This window comes from Alteromonas marina (assembly GCF_000808575.1).
In the GTDB taxonomy this organism is placed as follows: Bacteria; Pseudomonadota; Gammaproteobacteria; order Enterobacterales; family Alteromonadaceae; genus Alteromonas; species Alteromonas marina_A.
Genome location: NZ_JWLW01000018.1, coordinates 21,292 through 37,862, shown reverse-complemented (window position 1 = coordinate 37,862; position 16,571 = coordinate 21,292). Strand labels below are relative to the sequence as shown.

Here is a 16,571-nt window from a genome sequence, read left to right as displayed (position 1 = left end):
ATGACAAGAATTTGACAATATCTTATTCAAAGGCCAGAAAAAGGCGCTGACTTATAAAAAAACTCTGTGCTAACATCCCGACATTATTAACATTGAAGTGAAGTAGATGTCGAAACACCAACTTATCGTCACCATTCTAGGGACAGACAAAAGTGGCATTTTAAGCGAAATTGCAACGACGGTATCAGAAGCTCAGTGCAATATTCTAGATAGCAGGCAAGCCATTTACGGCAAAGAGTTCTCGCTGACCATGATCATAGAAGGAACGCAAAGCGCTATCACAAAAGCTGAATGTATTTTACCTGCGCTATTTCAGCGCCTTGACCTGCTTTCTATGATGAAGCGCACTAGCCATCACGAAAAGCAAAACCTCGCCCATCTTTTTAATGTCGAGTTTAGCGGAGAAGACGCAGCTGGCTTGATTAAAGCGGTAACCGGCTTTTTTGCCGAGCGTCATGCAATGATAAGCGCATTTAGACAACGCACATTTAAAGACAAGACATCGGGTAAAGACAACATGCGTTGCAAATTTGTTGTTTCTCTTCCCTCTAATGAAAATGTAGACGCACTAGAATCTGATCTAATGTCCCTGTTCACTTCGTTAAATGTGACAGGCAAAGTTGTAGACAAACAAAAAAAGGATCCCAATGAAAACGTTACAAGCTGGTGATAAAGCCCCACAATTCTCATTGCAGAACCAAAATGATGAAACCGTATCTTTAGCTGATTTCGCAGGTAAAAAAGTACTGGTTTATTTTTACCCTAAAGCGATGACGCCAGGTTGCACAGTACAAGCCCAGGGCTTACGCGATGTAAACGAAGAACTAACGGCGAAAAATGTGGTTGTGCTAGGAATTAGCCCTGATGCAGTTAAACGCCTGCCTAAATTCATCGAAAAAGAAAACCTAAACTTTACGTTGCTTTCTGATGAAGACCACGCCGTTGCCGACGCTTTTGGTGTGTGGGGACCTAAAAAGTTTATGGGTAAAGAGTATGATGGCATTCATCGTCAAACATTCCTCGTGGATGAAAACGGTGTTATTGAGCACGTTTTCAACAAGTTCAAAACAAAAGAACACCACACCGTAGTACTTGATTATCTAAACAGCTAAACCGGTATAGAATTTAAAAAGCCCCGATAACATTATGTTTTCGGGGCTTTTTTATACTTACTCAATTCGTATCAGTGTTTACCTATAACGCCTATTTGAATCAGTACTCGTTTTGAATCTCGTACTGGATGGCGCTGACTGGTTCGCCAAATGGGAATAACTACTTTGCCTCTTCGGGTACAATAACGGGGTTACTAGACCACGCTGTAATTACCGCCTTCACGAGGGTAGCGAGAGGAATAGCGAAAAAGACGCCCCAAAAGCCCCAAAGACCGCCAAACACCAGAACAGCAACAATGATATAAAGCGGGTGAAGACTTACCGCCTCAGAGAACAATAACGGAACCAGTAAATTACCATCTAACGCCTGGATAATGCCGTAAGCTATCATTAGATACCAAAACTCTGGCGATATACCCCACTGAAACATTGCAACAATTGCGACGGGTATGGTTACCACTGCAGCACCGATATATGGAATAAGTACAGAAAACCCGACTAAAACCCCAAGTAAGATGGCGTAACGTAAATCCATAAGCACGAAGGTTACACAACTCACTACGCCAACTATAATAATCTCAATCACCTTGCCGCGAATATAATTAGCGATTTGAGAATTCATCTCGTGGCCCACTTGGGTGATTAAGCGGCGCTCTTTTGGCAACAAACGAGAAATGCTGTCTAGAAAGAAAAGCTTATCTTTCAGCATGAAAAATACCATCAAGGGCACCAGCACCATATAAACTAGCAGTGCGGCTAAATTGGCAATATTGCTGAACGAAGCAGAAATTAGGGTTTCCCCCACTTCTACTAACTTGTCATTTAGCCCTTCCATCATTTGATGGATTTGATACACCTGCACGTAATCTGGATACTTATCTGGCAACGTCAATATCCACTCTTGAGCTTTTTGCCAAATTAACGGCGTTTCCTGAATAAGGTTTACACTCTGCTTGGAAATAATGGGAACCAGACCAATCAAGGTTAAAATAGTGATGGTGATAAACCCGAGCAATACAACGCCACATGCCAAGGTGCGACTAACACCAACATTCACTAAGCGACTTACCGGCCAGTCAAGCAAATAAGCTATAACCGCTGCAACCAGCACAGGCATAATTAGTTCGCCCCACAACAGCAATACTGTTGTAGTTAGAAGAATCAAAATCAGCAGCATCGCTGCATCTGGATCGGAAAATTTGCGTCGGTACCATCGACCAAAAACGCTAATCATAGGAACGCCTAGAAATAACCAAGAATAGGACACGCATCATAGTTGATAGCGCAGGCAATTAGCAATAAGTAGTAGTTAAGAATCTTTCAAAATCAAACTGGTATGATGTTTTTACAGTATAAGCATTAATGTGTAGAGTGGTTGTTACAACAGTAAAAGAATAAACTGGATGCGTTTGTGTGTCGCATTGGTACAAACGTCGTGTCATAAACGAAATAGCGTAGGCGATATTGTCTCGTTTATTCGAAAATAACGCATATAAGAAATAAATAAAAATTGAAACTGTTTAGCAACTTAGCGCTCTAAGGATTAAGCAGTATTAACCATATACAATGATTGTAGGTTCATGAGAAAAAAGTTTTCAGCATCTTTGGTTGCCCTTTCCTTCGTGCTCACATCGAGCCTCACGGCTGTTGCACAAGATGCCAATTACAGTAATAAAAATGCGTTACCTGAAATAGGTGTTGTTGCGTCAGACGCCATATCGCTTGATAAGGAGATGATCGTAGGCGATGCCGTAATGCGGCAAATGCGCGGTCAAAGTCCAGTAATCTCAGATCCGGTTCTGGATGAATATCTACAGGATGTTGGCAACCGATTGGTTGTCCATGCTGACAACGCCAAGTTTCCTTTTGAATTTTTCTGGGTCAATAATGATGCCATTAACGCATTTGCGTTTTTTGGCGGTCACATTGGTGTTCACACAGGTTTAATGCGTCGTGCTGAAAATGAAAGTGAACTGGCTTCGGTGCTAGCGCACGAAATTTCTCACGTAACTCAACGCCACATAGCGCGACGTATGCAGGCGCAGCAGCGCTCATCTCCCCTAGCCTTGGCGTCACTTATCGGCGGTGTACTCATTGCAATGGCTAACCCAGAAGCGGGCATTGCCGCCATGCAGGCAGGTTCAGCAGCCTCAGCACAGATGCAAATCGACTACACCCGCTCCAACGAACAAGAAGCAGACAGAATAGGCATTGCTATGCTGGCGAGAGCCGGTTTTGATCCCAATGCTGCAGCATCGTTTTTCTCAACAATGGCAGAAGAATACCGTATGGTTTCTCGTCCACCCGCAAGGCTGCTCACTCACCCTTTAACCGAAACCCGTATTGCTGATGCGAGAAATCGCGCTGGTGACTATCCTAGACGCTACTTACCCATTAACAAGCAATTCGAGTTGGCTAAAGCACGTATAAAGGCACGCTACTCGTTTAAAGCTGATTACGCTGTAGAATATTTCGAAGCGGCAGTGGCTCAAGACGTACAGCGCAGTAAAGAAGCGTCATTATATGGTTTAGCGCTTGCTTATATGCGCGCCGAAAAAATCGAAAAAGCCAAAGACATTATGGATGAGTTAATAGCAAAAGATAGAGGAAACCTCTTTTATCTCGACGCTATGACAGATATCTATATTTCGCTAGGTGAGCCTTTAAAAGCCGTTGAAATGCTAAGACCTCACGTTACGCATAACCCTAGAAATCAAGTATTGGCATTAAACCAGGCCAATGCTTACATAAGCGCAAACAAATATGAAGAAGCGGTGTCTCTACTTAAGGATTTCCTGCTGGTTAAAAAAGATTATCAACTGGCACATCAGTTAATGAGTGAGGCGTATCAAAAGTCGAAACGTTTCTCGCAAATGCATCAGAGCAAAGCGGAAGTATATGCACTTTATGGTGCTTATAACCGCGCGGTTGACGAACTTCAATATGCGTATAATTTCGCAGGCGATGATCATCTTGAAAAACAAAGAATTAGAGCGAGAATAAAACAATTTCGCGACCAAGAAGAGCGTTTACAACGACTCTAGACCATCGCACGTCCCTGCTATTCGTCAGCGCCCTTCAATTCAGCTAGGCGCTGACGCAGATGCGTTGCCGTAATTTCTCCCATTATCGTATCCTTTATTTTCCCATCAGGTCCAAGAATAAACGTTGCTGGTAAATAAGGGGGTTTTTGCATGGGCAGTTTAGTTTCTGGCGAACTTATAATAACAGGCAAATCAATATCAAACTTCTCAGCCATGGCTTTGAGTTCAGGCTTCGTTTTAAGATCGTAATTAATAGCAAAAAGACGGGTATCATCAGGTAGCGAATGATTAAATGTAACGAGCTCAGGCATTTCTCGTAGACATGGTGCACACCACGGCGCAAAGTAATTTACCACAACCCACTTCCCCTCAAGATCTTGCCAAAGGTAAGCAGTTCCATCTAATGTTTCAAAGTCATGTTGAAGACGCTGATACGTATATGCACCGGCAAACGCAACAAGCGCTAACAGCACTAGGAAGAGTATAGGCTTTATTTTTCCTGCATTGCTTTTTGGCTGTGACAACAACATATAACCTTCTAATTTTGATTATTTTTTCATAGTGCCAGATTCTTACTTCGCGCACTAACATAAATTCAACCACGCTTCTTAAATACCGTTTTCCAGAAACGATGCTGTAAACAAAGAATAGTACGAATTTATTACCCGTTATCGGTAAACTGCTTGATATTCTATGGCAAAAACGCAATAGTTCGCGCCAATTCATATAATCATGAACAAGAGTATTTATGACAGACATTACTATTATTCACAATCCTCGATGCTCAAAGAGCAGACAAACCCTAGCACTACTTGAAGAGCAAGGTATAGCGCCTGTTATTGTTGAATACCTAAAGCACCCTCTTGACGCAAAAGAACTGAAAGAGATATTTAAAAAACTTAACCTTGGATCGGTTAGAGATATGATGCGTACTAAAGAAGCAGAATATAAAGATGCTAACTTAGGTGACAGCGCACTGTCTGACAATGCGCTTTTTGAAGCTATGGCTCACACGCCCAAGTTGATAGAGCGTCCCATTGTTATTAATGGCGAGAAAGCCAGAATTGGTCGTCCGCCCGAATCTGTTTTGGAAATTGTATAGTGCAACCTGTTCTCGTGCTTTATTACAGCCGCAACGGCAGCACAAAGCGATTAGCTGATGCCATCGCTCAAGGTGTATCGTCATTAGATGTTCCTGTGATAGTACGTACAGTCAAGAGTATCAGCGATGCAGCTAATGACGCGGCATCTAGTGCTGTACCCGAGGTTTCTCTTCAGGAGCTTGAACAGTGCAGTGCCTTGGCACTAGGTAGCCCTACACGTTTCGGCAATATGGCAGCGCCAGTAAAGCACTTTTTGGATTCTACAAGCAGTCAATGGTTAAAAGGCGCGTTGATTGATAAGCCTGCGTGCGTATTTACATCTTCTTCTTCCATGCACGGCGGCCAGGAATCCACATTACTTTCCATGATGGTTCCCCTTATCCATCACGGCATGGTGATTTGCGGGCTACCTTACAGTGAGCCTGCTCTACACAACACCACAATGGGTGGCAGCCCTTACGGTGTAACACACGTCGCTCATCACAGTTTAAGTGCACCAGAGCAATTGAGTGAAGATGAAAAAGCGCTATGCATTGCTCAGGGTAAGCGACTTGCAATGTTCGCTAAAAAACTAGCAGACAACGCCTAACAGTTACGTTATTTGGCGCATAAAACGTAGACCTTATAAAGAACATTAAAAAAACAAATTGTTTCGGAGACATTACCATGGCACCAGATACGCGTTTTTATCGCTATCTCGCACTTATAAGCCACACCGGGTTAATCGTATGGATAACACTGTGGCAATTTACATTTACTAAAGAGCATACTTACTCTCCTTTGTTTATTGCCTTGTTTTATATTTTACCTTTATTGTTACCTTACTGGGGTATATTAAAAGGCAAGCCATATACTCACGCATGGGCCAATTTTGTCGTTTTGTTTTACCTCATTCACGGATGCACTGTGGCATACGCTGTACCTGATGAACGTTGGTATGCTGTGGTAGAGATTATTCTATGCACGGGTATGTTTGTCGGCTGTAGTGCGTTTGCTAGAAAACGTGGTCGTGAATTGGGTTTGGGCCTTAAAAAGCTTAAAGAAGAGATGCAAGAAGAAAAAGCACGCTTTGAGCAAGGTCAACAATGATCATGTAATACACAGCGAAAACACATGCTGCCAAGGGGTTAATATGACACGCCATTTGCCTGAATTTACATTAGTAATCGCATCATTATCGTTACTTGCAGCATGTGGAGGTTCTGGTTCAGGCGATAGTTCAGCCCCAAGCACTCCTTCCATTCCTCCAACCATTAGCATTTCAGGCCCTACAAACGCCGTTGTAGGCGATGCGGTCGACTTTGCTGTCGCCTCGCCTACTGGCCACGCTATTGTAGACATCAATTGGCAAGTCTCAGGCGTATCACAGCAGCCTCTCAGTGCTCACACGCAGGCTATCGGCTTTGATGTTACCTCTTCAGGTAGCTTTGATATCGCCGTAAACGTTAGCTTAGAAAATGGCACAACGCTTACAGACACCATAACGTTACAAACGAACGAAAGTAGCGCGCCGATTGCCGCATTACGATTGGGTCATGAGGCATCCGAAGGCGGCAGAGTTTCTCTTCGCGTTGACACCGTTAACTCGCAAGGGTTAACAATCTCAAATATCACGTGGCAACAAACGTCTGGACCAATCGTCAATGACTTCAACTTTGATGATGGCGATTATTCTCATTCGATATATTTTCAAGCGCCTCGAGTCAGCAACGACACAATCATTGAAATAGAAAGTACCGTTACACTCTCAAATGGCGAGGTGTTAACCGATAGCGCGCAAGTTCTAGTGAAAAACATCGACATTAACAATAGCGGCTTTTTTGTAGATGACGAGACAAGTATTCCCGAAACGGTAAGCGCGCATATGCAGCCCTATAGAGCCGACAGCCCTTACGCGTCGGCACTTGTTGATTGTGTTTATAACAATCAGGTTTCAAACAGCTGTACGTTCTCTCAGCTACCACTGATTGGCCAAGTCACCGAAAGCCCCACTATCGATGATATTTTAGATAGAACATACGTCTCGCATCCGTGGATGGGCGATGCATTTAGAACGTATTTAGAAACTTCAGCAACCCGTGATGACATACTTAAGTTACTACGCGCAACTAACGCGATTGTGATTTCTTACGATATCCGCCCGTCATTTTATTGGGTAGCCACTGGTGCCATTTACTTAGATGCCAACAACTTTTGGCGCACACCTCAAGAGCGAGACACGCTAAATACTCGCCCAGATTATAGAAGTGGTTTTGGTAGTGAGCTCGATTTTACGACGTCATGGCGCTACGTGAAAAACGGGGTCTATTATTTCCCTAATATCAGCACAGCGAACGTAGCAGATAGACTTCCACGTGACGTGAGCGACGTAGAAGCAGCATTAAGCTATTTGCTATACCACGAGCTAGCTCACGCCAATGACTTTTTCGACTACACCGAATGGCAACAACTCAGCAATAGCGCGAGCCCACTGTCGTCTTATGATGACAGCTCTCCCATTTCTACGGGGCTAACAACTTCATTGCCTCTTACGTCGTCACAACTCCATGCTTTGGCCGAAGTTCGATACGGCGGTGCAACCGCTTCAAGCGCGCAGCGAAATTATACCGCGCTACAAGTGGCAAATTGGTTTGAGGATGATGGTGCGGTTGCTTTCTATTCTTACTTTACGGAACGAGAAGATCTCGCCATGTTATTCGAGCGCTTCATGATGCTTTACCGGCTTGAGGCAGAAGCGGATGTAGGCGTATTTACAAGAGAGACACTGGAAGACGGCAGTTTCATTCCCACTTGGGCTCAGAGAAACCGTGTTAATGATGATAACGTTACTATGCGCGTAGATTACGTATTAAGTAGAATTTTACCCGAACTCGATGTACCTGCTATTCAAGCGTCACTTCCAAGCTCTTATCTGCTTCCGAACGATATTACTTGGCGGGACTCTGCGTCTAGTACAAATCCAAACGTACAGTCTGCGAGCGATAAGTTAATGCTACAGAAAGGCGGAAACAATTCGGTTACTTCCGATGGAACTCTAATGACGGTAGCAGAAGAATTTAGCACCACATCAAGCGCTCATAGTTTAAGAAAAGAACAATAAACGGCAACACAGCAGCGCTTTGACTAATTTAGGTTAAGCTCGCGCTTTGGCTAACTTAAGTTAAGCTCGCGCTTAGACTATCTTAGGTTAAGCTCGCGCTTAACCATGCCCACCGATAAGCGTTTTTGTTCTTGGAGTGAGCGTGTGTCTAAACGGGCTAATAGTGACATGAGGCTTTTTAGGTCTCGTTCACTATGGTGCAAAAGAAACTGTAGTGCTTGGTTTGATAGCTTTAATCCACGTTCCGCTGCACGTAAGCGCACGGCTTCTTCACGACCATTGTCATCCAGTTGGTTTACGTGATAAATAACCCCCCACGCCAAGCGAGAACGCAAGTCAGGTAAAACAAAAGCCGGGTTAGATGGGCCTAGGTGACTAGAACAAAGTACCATGGTTTGTTTAGTCTCAATCACTCGGTTTAACAAATCGAACAACGCTTCTTCCCAACGTAAATCGCCCGCTATCGCGTGAATGTTGTCTAATGCGATTAACGAAAGATTCTCTAGGCCTTCAAAAATATCGAGCGACCACGCTTCGTAATTATTAAGATTTAAATAAAGGTGACTAACCGATTTTTCGGCTAGTTGATGACAAGTGGCAAACAATAAGTGACTTTTACCGATAGCGGTACTGCCTAGTAAAGTAAGCAAAGGCAGCTGAAGCGATGCTAAAGGCCCCAATTCAGGAGCCTCGCGCCAGTGTGGCGGCGCATCTGCAATCTGCTCAAGGACTGAAACTACTTCTTCGTTACCCTTATTGACAAAACTATCGAAGTTTTCGTCAACAGGTAGCGTGACAGGCAAAGGCAGCTGCATGCTAAATTAATTGCTCCAATAGAAACTGTGTCCTTTCACGGATTGTCCGTACGAATCGGTTACGGGACGTAATTTGCTTTCTAGTTTAATACTGTTAAGTAAATCGTCCACCGTTCCAATTAATGTAAGTGAGTACGTGGCAACAGAACCAGATTGCTCTACTAGTGTAGCGTTTTCAATCACACTTAAACTATTTAAATAGTCAGTAGCGCTGGCGTAACTTTTTACCGAGCCAATATTGGCAATCGATACCTTGATAACTTCTCGCTCAGACGCTTCGATTCCTACGATGGCATAAAGCGACGATAAATAATTTGAGTAGGCATCGATTAACTGATTGCCAAGAACTTCGGGCGAATCACCGTATATGCTGCCATAGCTAACCTTACCGCCACCAACGAACACCCAGTCTAGTGCATAGTCACCTTCATCGGCACGCTTCGCATAGTTGGCAAACTCGTTCATGGTGAACGGCATCGTTGTGCTCTCTTCCTGCGCCAGCTCCTTCGCCGAGGTTCCGTCAGCATTATTTAAGTTTTGGTTTGTTTCGTCATAACCGTCGTTTAACTGAGCATCAACACCGTTATTCATCGCACCGGACTCAACGTTATCTGAAAAAGTGCGCTGTGCGTCCGTATTATCTACACGCGGATTTCGCTCATCGAAACTTTGTTCATCAGTTTGTGCTCTAAACTGTGCTTCTTCATCTAGCACGCTATCAAGAGACTCTACTGTGCCAGAAGGCACAACGTTTTCCGGCAAATCAGGAATTGCACTCGCGTCGTTACGATAAACTCTGGCACCAATAATGTTGTCGACGCTATAGCGTGTAGATGCTTTGCGCAAAGGCTCAACAAATCGTCCCCACACATCATAGGTAGAAATATTTACATTGTCGGTAAGGTCCATTAAAGGCAAGCTTAATGGTACGCCTCGTTCTTTCGCTGTTTGTTTGAGCGTATGTTGTAATTCTGTATTGAGAGATTCATCTAAGATGACGCGAGTTTCGTTTTCGTCTTCCTGCGCAAGCCACACTATCGTTTCAGGGCGTCTATCACCCCAGAGCGGTAGCATTTCACGCTGAAGAAGTTCATTGAGTTTTGCTTGATCGAACTCCGCAACGTAATACGTTCTACCTTTGTCAAAAGCAAATCGATAGGAACGAAGCAGCGATTGAGGCGACGATAACGCTGCTCTAACACCGGCATTATCGAGCACGATTGTGCTGCCCGACATCTTCACAAAAACCTGCCTTAATGCTTTTTTAAGCGCGTTTTGTTGGGTACGCTGAGTTTGATCTTCAACTTGAATCTGCGCTTCGTTGACCACAACGCGTTGAGCCGCATTTATAAAGGGGGCGTAAGTCAGCGCAGCAAGAAATGAAATGCCCAGAATGCCTTTCAAGCTAACTCTCGTTAAATTAGTTCCATTGGTGTTACGCTTTACTGCCGTTAACATTGACACTCCATACTCTCTTAAAATCAATTCCTTACCTATCGAATCGTCAGTTAATCTCGTTTACCTATATACGGTAAACTTGGACTAACCCGCGCGCAATTCACTCTACTTTTTAGAGCGAGACATTTTATCAAGCAAGATGTTCACCAAAAGATAGCCTTCTATTGTCTTTTATATTGGGTTTAATTTCACCCCTAAAATAAAAAAGATCAAAAAGCGCATAAAATAGCCTTCACAAATTGGACTTGTGACGACTTGCTGGTAGAATCCGCGGTTTTCTACCTCTTAGTTTCAGGGCCCAACCGTGAGCGAAAATAAAACCTCTTTAAGTTACAAAGATGCAGGCGTAGATATCGATGCAGGTAATCAACTTGTTGAACGCATTAAATCTGTTACCAAGAAAACCCATAGACCAGAAGTAAAAGGTAATCTGGGTGGTTTTGGTGCACTTTGTGAACTGCCTACTAAATATAAAAAGCCGCTACTTGTTTCAGGTACTGACGGCGTGGGTACAAAACTAAGAGTTGCTATGGATGCTAACCGTCATGACGGTGTTGGTATCGACTTAGTAGCAATGTGCGTAAACGACCTTATTGTTCAAGGTGCTGAGCCCCTGTTCTTTCTAGATTACTACGCAACTGGCAAGCTTGACGTTGATGTAGCCACGTCGGTTGTTACCGGCATCGGCGCCGGCTGTGAGCAAGCAGGTTGTGCTTTAATTGGTGGTGAAACAGCCGAAATGCCTGGAATGTATCACGATGGCGACTACGATATTGCAGGCTTCTGCGTAGGCGTGGTTGAAGCTGATAAGGTTATTGACGGCACTAACGTTAAACCAGGTCAAAAACTAATTGCACTTGGTTCATCGGGCCCTCACTCAAACGGTTACTCATTAGTTAGGAAGATCATTGAAGTTAGTGGTGCAGATGTAAACGCCGACCTAAACGGCAAGCCTATCATCGACCAACTTCTTGAGCCTACTCGAATCTATGTAAAATCGGTATTGGCATTGCTTGAAGAAGTACAAGTGAGCGCTATTTCTCACATCACGGGCGGTGGTTTTTGGGAGAACATCCCTCGCGTGCTACCTGAAGATGCGAAAGTGGTTATTGATGAAAGCACCTGGGAATGGCCTGCAATCTTCTCTTGGTTACAAGAAAACGGTAACGTGACTCGCCACGAAATGTACCGCACGTTTAACTGTGGTGTTGGCCTTGTAATCGTTGTTGACGAAAGCGATACCGATGCTGCACTGAATATTCTTAAACAACACGGTGAAAATGCTTGGGTTATTGGTGATATCGCAGCAAAAGATGGCGAAGAGCAAGTAGAGATCAACGCGTGAGTAACAGTGTAACCAAACTATGCGTACTTATTTCAGGTAATGGCAGCAATTTACAAGCCATTATCGATGAAATAAAAGCAGGCCGTCTGAATGCGGAAATCAGCGGCGTGATCAGTAATCGCCCTACTGCTTATGGTCTGGAACGTGCTAAAGAAGCCGGGATCAATGCGGTTTGCTTAGATCATACAGGCTTCGATTCACGAGAGTCTTATGACGGGGCGCTCAAAGCACAAATTGAGGCTTTTGGCGCAGACTGTGTTGTTCTTGCGGGCTTTATGCGTATCTTAACACCGGAGTTCGTCGACAGCTTTGCTGGAAAATTAGTGAACATTCATCCATCTTTGTTGCCGAAGTACAAAGGTTTGAATACGCATCAGCGAGCTATCGACAATGGAGACAAGGAGCACGGCGTTAGCGTGCACTTTGTTACACCGGAGCTCGACGGCGGCCCTGTTATCATTCAAAGCCGCGTACCTGTGTTTGAAGACGACACAGCAAGCGACCTGGCCGAGCGTGTTCAAGAACAAGAACGTCGTATCTATCCGCTTGTACTATCTTGGTTTAGTGCAGGCCGATTATCGATGCGAAACAATAAGGCAGTTTTAGATGAGCAAGAATTACCAGAATCTGGTTATGCAAGCGACTAAGCCTTTTGCTTTAGGCGCACTGTTAGCAGCATCGCTTTCAGTGGCCGCGCAAGCAAACCCTAGTACAGAAAATACTGATAGTGCAGAGCTACCGCTTCAGCCCTACAAGGCAACCTATACCGCATACAAATGGGGTGACGACGTAGGCGAAGCGAATATTGAGCTCTCGAAATTAGGTGACCAACAGTATTCTCTAATTTACACGTCAAAAGTGTCTAAGTTTTTCTTGTCTGACAAACGCAGTGAACATTCTATTTTTACTGTTAATGATAATACCGTCGTACCCTCTGAGTACTACTATAATCGTTCTGGCACAGGGCCTGATAAAGAGCTTAAGGTAACGTTTAGTCATCAGGGACAAGGCAAAATTGCAGTCGAGAATGGCGAAACATTTGATTGGAACGGTGAATTTGATAACCAAATTTATCGTATTGACCTTGCAAAGCAGTTAGCGGAAGGTAAGACATCGCTAGAATACCACTTCGTGAATTATCGTGGCGAACTTCGTCACTACGGCGTTCAAGTGGTGGATGAAGAGGTATTATCTTTACCTTTCGGTAAAATTGAAACTGTAAAAGTTAAGCTTATTCGCGACTCAAATAAGCGTGAGACGTTTGCTTGGTTTGCGCCATCACTTAACTACACGTTAGTTCGTCTGCAACAGTTCAAAGAAGGCGATGAACAGGGCGATATCAAACTGAAATCGTTTGAGACGCAGTAAAGCGTAAAGATAAACCGTTTTTTGTCTCAACAACTTTTTCACAATTGTTGAATAAAGCACGTTATGAACTAGCATTCAGACGTGCTTTTTTATTTACACTGTTGCTGTCTTATCCTCACGTAACCTCTTCTCGTTTCGCAACACAATTCACATTCTAAATCAGTATTTATAAGCAACGACTATACTTATAGAGCGGATAACGCACTACCCTATTATTTATGTCGTTGTTAATAGAATATTCATGTAAAAATCTTGATCTTTGCCCTATTAAATAATAGGTTTACAGCATGCTGGTCTGACCTCGATCTGTGACTGCTTTTCATAAAGCAACTCACTATGCTCCAGATAAGACTAGCGTAACGTTTAACGCCTTTCAGGAGTGAAGTATGGCAGATTTTATATGGTTTTTACTGGTCGTTCTGACACTAGCGGTAGCTAGTTATCAGCGAACCAGCTTGGTAACAGCGGTTGCCATGGGCGCAGGTGTTATGATTTTAGGCACCCTTTTCGGTGACATCGGCCTGCTTGGTTGGGTAGTGTTCCTTGCTTTAACACTGCCGTTCACGCTTGCAAATATCAGACAGCAGCACATCTCTAAGAAGCTGCTAGCCTTCTACCGCAAAGTTATGCCTGAAATGTCGAGCACTGAGCAAGAAGCTATCGACGCAGGTACGGTATGGTGGGACGGTGATATTTTCAGCGGCAAGCCAGACTGGGATAAATTACACCGCATTCCGAAAGGTCGACTCACTGCTGAAGAGCAAGCATTCTTAGACGGTCCTTGTGACAAAGTGTGCTCAATGGTCGATGAATGGCAAATAAACCATAAAGATGCTGATCTTTCACCTGAAATTTGGCAGTTCCTTAAGGAACACAAATTCTTCGCGATGATCATCAAGAAAGAGTATGGCGGTCTAGAGTTTTCGGCATATGCCCAGTCTCGCGTTCTTCAAAAACTTGCAGGCGTTAGCGCGGTGCTATCAAGCACAGTCGGTGTACCAAACTCATTGGGCCCGGGCGAATTACTTCAGCACTATGGTACAAAAGAGCAACAAGATCATTATCTTCCCCGTCTTGCTGCCGGTGAAGAAATCCCTTGTTTTGCATTAACAGGCCCAGAAGCTGGCTCTGATGCAGGTGCGATCCCTGATGTTGGCGTTGTATGTAAAGGCGAGTGGAATGGCGAAGAAGTGTTGGGTATGCGCCTAACGTTTAACAAACGCTACATCACCCTTGCGCCTGTTGCTACGGTTATTGGTCTTGCTTTTAAACTTCAAGACCCAGAAGGTCTTCTAGGTGACAATAAAGAGCCTGGCATAACATGTGCCCTTATTCCTCGCGACACTAAAGGTTTAGAGATTGGTCGTCGTCACTTCCCTCTTAACACACCATTCCAAAATGGCCCTATTAAGGGTGAAGATATTTTCGTTCCAATCGATTACATCATTGGTGGTCCGAAAATGGCAGGTCGCGGCTGGCGCATGCTGGTTGAATGTTTGTCGGTAGGTCGCTGTATTACCCTTCCTTCATCTGCTGCTGGTGGTGCTAAATCAGTATCTCTTGCAACAGGTGCATATGCACGTATTCGTCGCCAGTTCCGTATGCCTGTAGGTCATATGGAAGGTGTTGAAGAAATGCTTGCACGCATTGGTGGTAATGCATATTTGATGGATGGCGTAACACGCTTCTCAACGGTGGGTGTAGACCTTGGTGAGAAACCTTCTGTTATCTCGGCTATCTGTAAGTACCACTTAACCGAGAAGATGCGTCAAATCATTAATGATTCGATGGATGTTCACGGCGGTAAAGGCGTTATGCTTGGGCCAAACAATTACCTTGGTCGCGGCTATCAAGGTGTACCAGTGTCAATTACGGTTGAAGGCGCAAACATTCTAACCCGTAACATGATGATCTTTGGTCAAGGTGCAATGCGTTGTCACCCTTATGTACTTAAAGAAATAGAAGCTGCGTCTATCGAAGACAAGAAAGAAGCTTTGAAAGCGTTTGATAAAGCGGTATTCGGTCATATTGGCTTTGCGGTAGCTAATACCGTTCGCAGTATCTGGTTCTCGTTAACCAATGGTGCATTCAGCAGCGCACCGTTCACTGACGAAACGGCACGTTACTACAAACTACTTCAAGGCTACAGTGCAAACTTAGCACTACTAACCGATGTGTCTATGGGCGTGCTTGGTGGTGATCTTAAGCGTCGCGAGCGTTTGTCAGCGCGTTTAGGTGACATCCTAAGTGGCCTCTATATGGGAAGTACTACCCTTAAACGCTTCGACGAAGAAGGCCGCTTAAAAGAAGATCTTCCGCTTCTGCATTGGGCAATGCAAACTACGTTGCACGATATCGAAACGGCAATTGATGACTTCTTGGCTAACTTCCCTAACCGCGCAATCGCTGCAGCACTTCGCGTTATGGTGATTCCGTTTGGCCGACGTGTTGGTAAGCCTTCTGATAAAACAGAACACGCCATTGCGCAAATGCTTCAAACGCCGTCAACTGCGCGTAGCCGTCTAGGGTATGGTCAGTACCTTACCCGCGAAGAAGGCAGCCTATTTGGTGATTTAGAGCAAACGCTTGATGATGTACTGGCAAGTGAGCCTATTTTTGAGCGCATTTGTAAGCATAAGAAAGCTAAGCTTCCGTTTACACGTCTAGACGTGTTAGCTGACGAAGCACTAGCCGAAGGTGTAATCAACGAAGAAGAGGCAAACCTTCTTCGTAAGACAGAAGCTGGACGACTTCGTACAATCAATGTCGATGATTTCGACCACGAAGAATTAGTAGCGAAAGTAAACTCTACTAGCGTTGCTAAGAAGCGTGGTGGTAAAGCTGCTTAGCTCACCATTTAGAAAGAAAGGCCGCGATAGCGGCCTTTTTTGTCATAAGCGCGTCATTTCCACACTGTTGGTACTTGTCCGTCATGCCAACATCATTGCCGATACCGCTACATGCGGCACCAGTGAGCAAGCACAAGCTTTATCTTTAGTAATTGCTAACGATAACGGGCAAAAACGCAAGGTACTGCATTGTAATCCGACGCTCGTACAGCTAGCGGAAATATAAGCTAAGGATATGGCCGACAAGCCAAGTTCAGTAGACTGATGGTATGTCATCGTCGACGCTATTATTAAAACGCAAAAAGGAGTTTTAGCATATGCCAGATAAGGGCTTGGGTATTGTAACCGAAAGCGGCGTGATAATTTTAAAAACATAA

At 44.3% G+C, this 16,571-nt stretch carries 16 protein-coding genes; 12 read left to right on the top strand and 4 right to left on the bottom strand.

The window, feature by feature from the left end; genetic code table 11:
* The first annotated feature begins 106 nt into the window (after positions 1 to 106).
* Both RJ41_RS11570 and bcp read left to right on the top strand, forming a co-directional pair.
* Positions 107 to 670 carry a glycine cleavage system transcriptional repressor gene (locus RJ41_RS11570; protein WP_014949661.1) on the top strand — a complete coding sequence of 188 codons (564 nt, stop codon included), beginning with the start codon at positions 107 to 109 and terminating at the stop codon, positions 668 to 670.
* Positions 648 to 1,112, top strand: a complete 465-nt coding sequence (bcp, locus tag RJ41_RS11565; protein WP_014949662.1) for a thioredoxin-dependent thiol peroxidase — start codon at positions 648 to 650, stop codon at positions 1,110 to 1,112. Before RJ41_RS11570 ends, bcp begins: the two co-directional genes overlap by 23 nt.
* Positions 1,113 to 1,272: 160 nt before the next feature.
* Here bcp and RJ41_RS11560 read toward each other — a convergent pair whose 3' ends face one another.
* Positions 1,273 to 2,346 carry an AI-2E family transporter gene (locus tag RJ41_RS11560; protein WP_039220808.1) on the bottom strand — a complete coding sequence of 358 codons (1,074 nt, stop codon included), beginning with the start codon at positions 2,344 to 2,346 and terminating at the stop codon, positions 1,273 to 1,275.
* 346 nt (positions 2,347 to 2,692) lie between these two features.
* Between RJ41_RS11560 and bepA the strand changes: the two genes are divergently transcribed.
* On the top strand, positions 2,693 to 4,156 hold the full coding sequence (gene bepA, locus RJ41_RS11555; protein WP_039220805.1) for a beta-barrel assembly-enhancing protease: 1,464 nt from the start codon (positions 2,693 to 2,695) through the stop codon (positions 4,154 to 4,156).
* A gap of 17 nt (positions 4,157 to 4,173) precedes the next feature.
* On the opposite strand, the gene RJ41_RS11550 is transcribed toward bepA, so the two are convergent.
* The gene (locus RJ41_RS11550) at positions 4,174 to 4,686 is read right to left on the bottom strand and encodes a TlpA family protein disulfide reductase (RefSeq protein ID WP_039220802.1); all 513 of its coding nucleotides are present in this window, start codon (positions 4,684 to 4,686) and stop codon (positions 4,174 to 4,176) included.
* 218 nt (positions 4,687 to 4,904) lie between these two features.
* On the opposite strand from RJ41_RS11550, the gene arsC reads away from it, so the two are divergent.
* The 4 genes from arsC (at position 4,905) to RJ41_RS11530 (ending at position 8,359) form a co-directional block, all read left to right on the top strand.
* On the top strand, positions 4,905 to 5,258 hold the full coding sequence (arsC, locus tag RJ41_RS11545; RefSeq protein ID WP_039220799.1) for an arsenate reductase (glutaredoxin): 354 nt from the start codon (positions 4,905 to 4,907) through the stop codon (positions 5,256 to 5,258).
* The gene (gene wrbA, locus RJ41_RS11540; RefSeq protein ID WP_039220796.1) at positions 5,258 to 5,848 is read left to right on the top strand and encodes an NAD(P)H:quinone oxidoreductase; all 591 of its coding nucleotides are present in this window, start codon (positions 5,258 to 5,260) and stop codon (positions 5,846 to 5,848) included. The genes arsC and wrbA overlap by 1 nt, the downstream gene beginning before the upstream one ends.
* A gap of 77 nt (positions 5,849 to 5,925) precedes the next feature.
* Positions 5,926 to 6,348 (top strand): DUF2069 domain-containing protein, encoded by a 423-nt coding sequence (locus RJ41_RS11535; RefSeq protein ID WP_039220793.1) that lies wholly within the window; start codon positions 5,926 to 5,928, stop codon positions 6,346 to 6,348.
* Between the two features lie 43 nt (positions 6,349 to 6,391).
* Positions 6,392 to 8,359 (top strand): hypothetical protein, encoded by a 1,968-nt coding sequence (locus tag RJ41_RS11530; protein ID WP_039220788.1) that lies wholly within the window; start codon positions 6,392 to 6,394, stop codon positions 8,357 to 8,359.
* Positions 8,360 to 8,436: 77 nt separating this feature from the next.
* Here RJ41_RS11530 and hda read toward each other — a convergent pair whose 3' ends face one another.
* Both hda and RJ41_RS11520 read right to left on the bottom strand, forming a co-directional pair.
* On the bottom strand, positions 8,437 to 9,174 hold the full coding sequence (gene hda, locus RJ41_RS11525) for a DnaA regulatory inactivator Hda (RefSeq protein WP_039220786.1): 738 nt from the start codon (positions 9,172 to 9,174) through the stop codon (positions 8,437 to 8,439).
* A 6-nt stretch (positions 9,175 to 9,180) separates the two neighbouring features.
* Positions 9,181 to 10,632 carry a DUF2066 domain-containing protein gene (locus RJ41_RS11520; protein WP_039220783.1) on the bottom strand — a complete coding sequence of 484 codons (1,452 nt, stop codon included), beginning with the start codon at positions 10,630 to 10,632 and terminating at the stop codon, positions 9,181 to 9,183.
* A 304-nt stretch (positions 10,633 to 10,936) separates the two neighbouring features.
* Here RJ41_RS11520 and purM point away from each other — a divergent pair, with 304 nt between their 5' ends.
* The 5 genes from purM to RJ41_RS19380 all read left to right on the top strand — a co-directional run bounded on the left by purM (position 10,937) and on the right by RJ41_RS19380 (position 16,420).
* Positions 10,937 to 11,977, top strand: coding sequence for a phosphoribosylformylglycinamidine cyclo-ligase (purM, locus tag RJ41_RS11515; protein WP_039220781.1), 1,041 nt, complete (start codon positions 10,937 to 10,939; stop codon positions 11,975 to 11,977).
* Positions 11,974 to 12,624 (top strand): phosphoribosylglycinamide formyltransferase, encoded by a 651-nt coding sequence (gene purN / locus RJ41_RS11510; protein ID WP_014979424.1) that lies wholly within the window; start codon positions 11,974 to 11,976, stop codon positions 12,622 to 12,624. Before purM ends, purN begins: the two co-directional genes overlap by 4 nt.
* Positions 12,584 to 13,345 (top strand): DUF3108 domain-containing protein, encoded by a 762-nt coding sequence (locus RJ41_RS11505; protein WP_231506486.1) that lies wholly within the window; start codon positions 12,584 to 12,586, stop codon positions 13,343 to 13,345. Before purN ends, RJ41_RS11505 begins: the two co-directional genes overlap by 41 nt.
* Positions 13,346 to 13,731: 386 nt before the next feature.
* The gene (gene fadE, locus RJ41_RS11500) at positions 13,732 to 16,194 is read left to right on the top strand and encodes an acyl-CoA dehydrogenase FadE (protein ID WP_039220778.1); all 2,463 of its coding nucleotides are present in this window, start codon (positions 13,732 to 13,734) and stop codon (positions 16,192 to 16,194) included.
* A complete protein-coding gene (locus tag RJ41_RS19380) occupies positions 16,178 to 16,420 on the top strand; it encodes a hypothetical protein (protein WP_039220897.1) in 243 nt (80 codons plus the stop codon). Before fadE ends, RJ41_RS19380 begins: the two co-directional genes overlap by 17 nt.
* Positions 16,421 to 16,571: the final 151 nt, after the last annotated feature.

Bases quoted from the DNA above. Each gene is read 5' to 3' on its own strand.
- RJ41_RS11570 (WP_014949661.1), top strand. From the start codon at position 107: ATGTCGAAACACCAACTTATCGTCACCATTCTAGGGACAGACAAAAGT.
- bcp (WP_014949662.1), top strand. From the start codon at position 648: ATGAAAACGTTACAAGCTGGTGATAAAGCCCCACAATTCTCATTGCAG.
- RJ41_RS11560 (WP_039220808.1), bottom strand. From the start codon at position 2,346: ATGATTAGCGTTTTTGGTCGATGGTACCGACGCAAATTTTCCGATCCA.
- bepA (WP_039220805.1), top strand. From the start codon at position 2,693: ATGAGAAAAAAGTTTTCAGCATCTTTGGTTGCCCTTTCCTTCGTGCTC.
- RJ41_RS11550 (WP_039220802.1), bottom strand. From the start codon at position 4,686: ATGTTGTTGTCACAGCCAAAAAGCAATGCAGGAAAAATAAAGCCTATA.
- arsC (WP_039220799.1), top strand. From the start codon at position 4,905: ATGACAGACATTACTATTATTCACAATCCTCGATGCTCAAAGAGCAGA.
- RJ41_RS11535 (WP_039220793.1), top strand. From the start codon at position 5,926: ATGGCACCAGATACGCGTTTTTATCGCTATCTCGCACTTATAAGCCAC.
- RJ41_RS11530 (WP_039220788.1), top strand. From the start codon at position 6,392: ATGACACGCCATTTGCCTGAATTTACATTAGTAATCGCATCATTATCG.
- hda (WP_039220786.1), bottom strand. From the start codon at position 9,174: ATGCAGCTGCCTTTGCCTGTCACGCTACCTGTTGACGAAAACTTCGAT.
- RJ41_RS11520 (WP_039220783.1), bottom strand. From the start codon at position 10,632: ATGTTAACGGCAGTAAAGCGTAACACCAATGGAACTAATTTAACGAGA.
- RJ41_RS11505 (WP_231506486.1), top strand. From the start codon at position 12,584: ATGAGCAAGAATTACCAGAATCTGGTTATGCAAGCGACTAAGCCTTTT.
- fadE (WP_039220778.1), top strand. From the start codon at position 13,732: ATGGCAGATTTTATATGGTTTTTACTGGTCGTTCTGACACTAGCGGTA.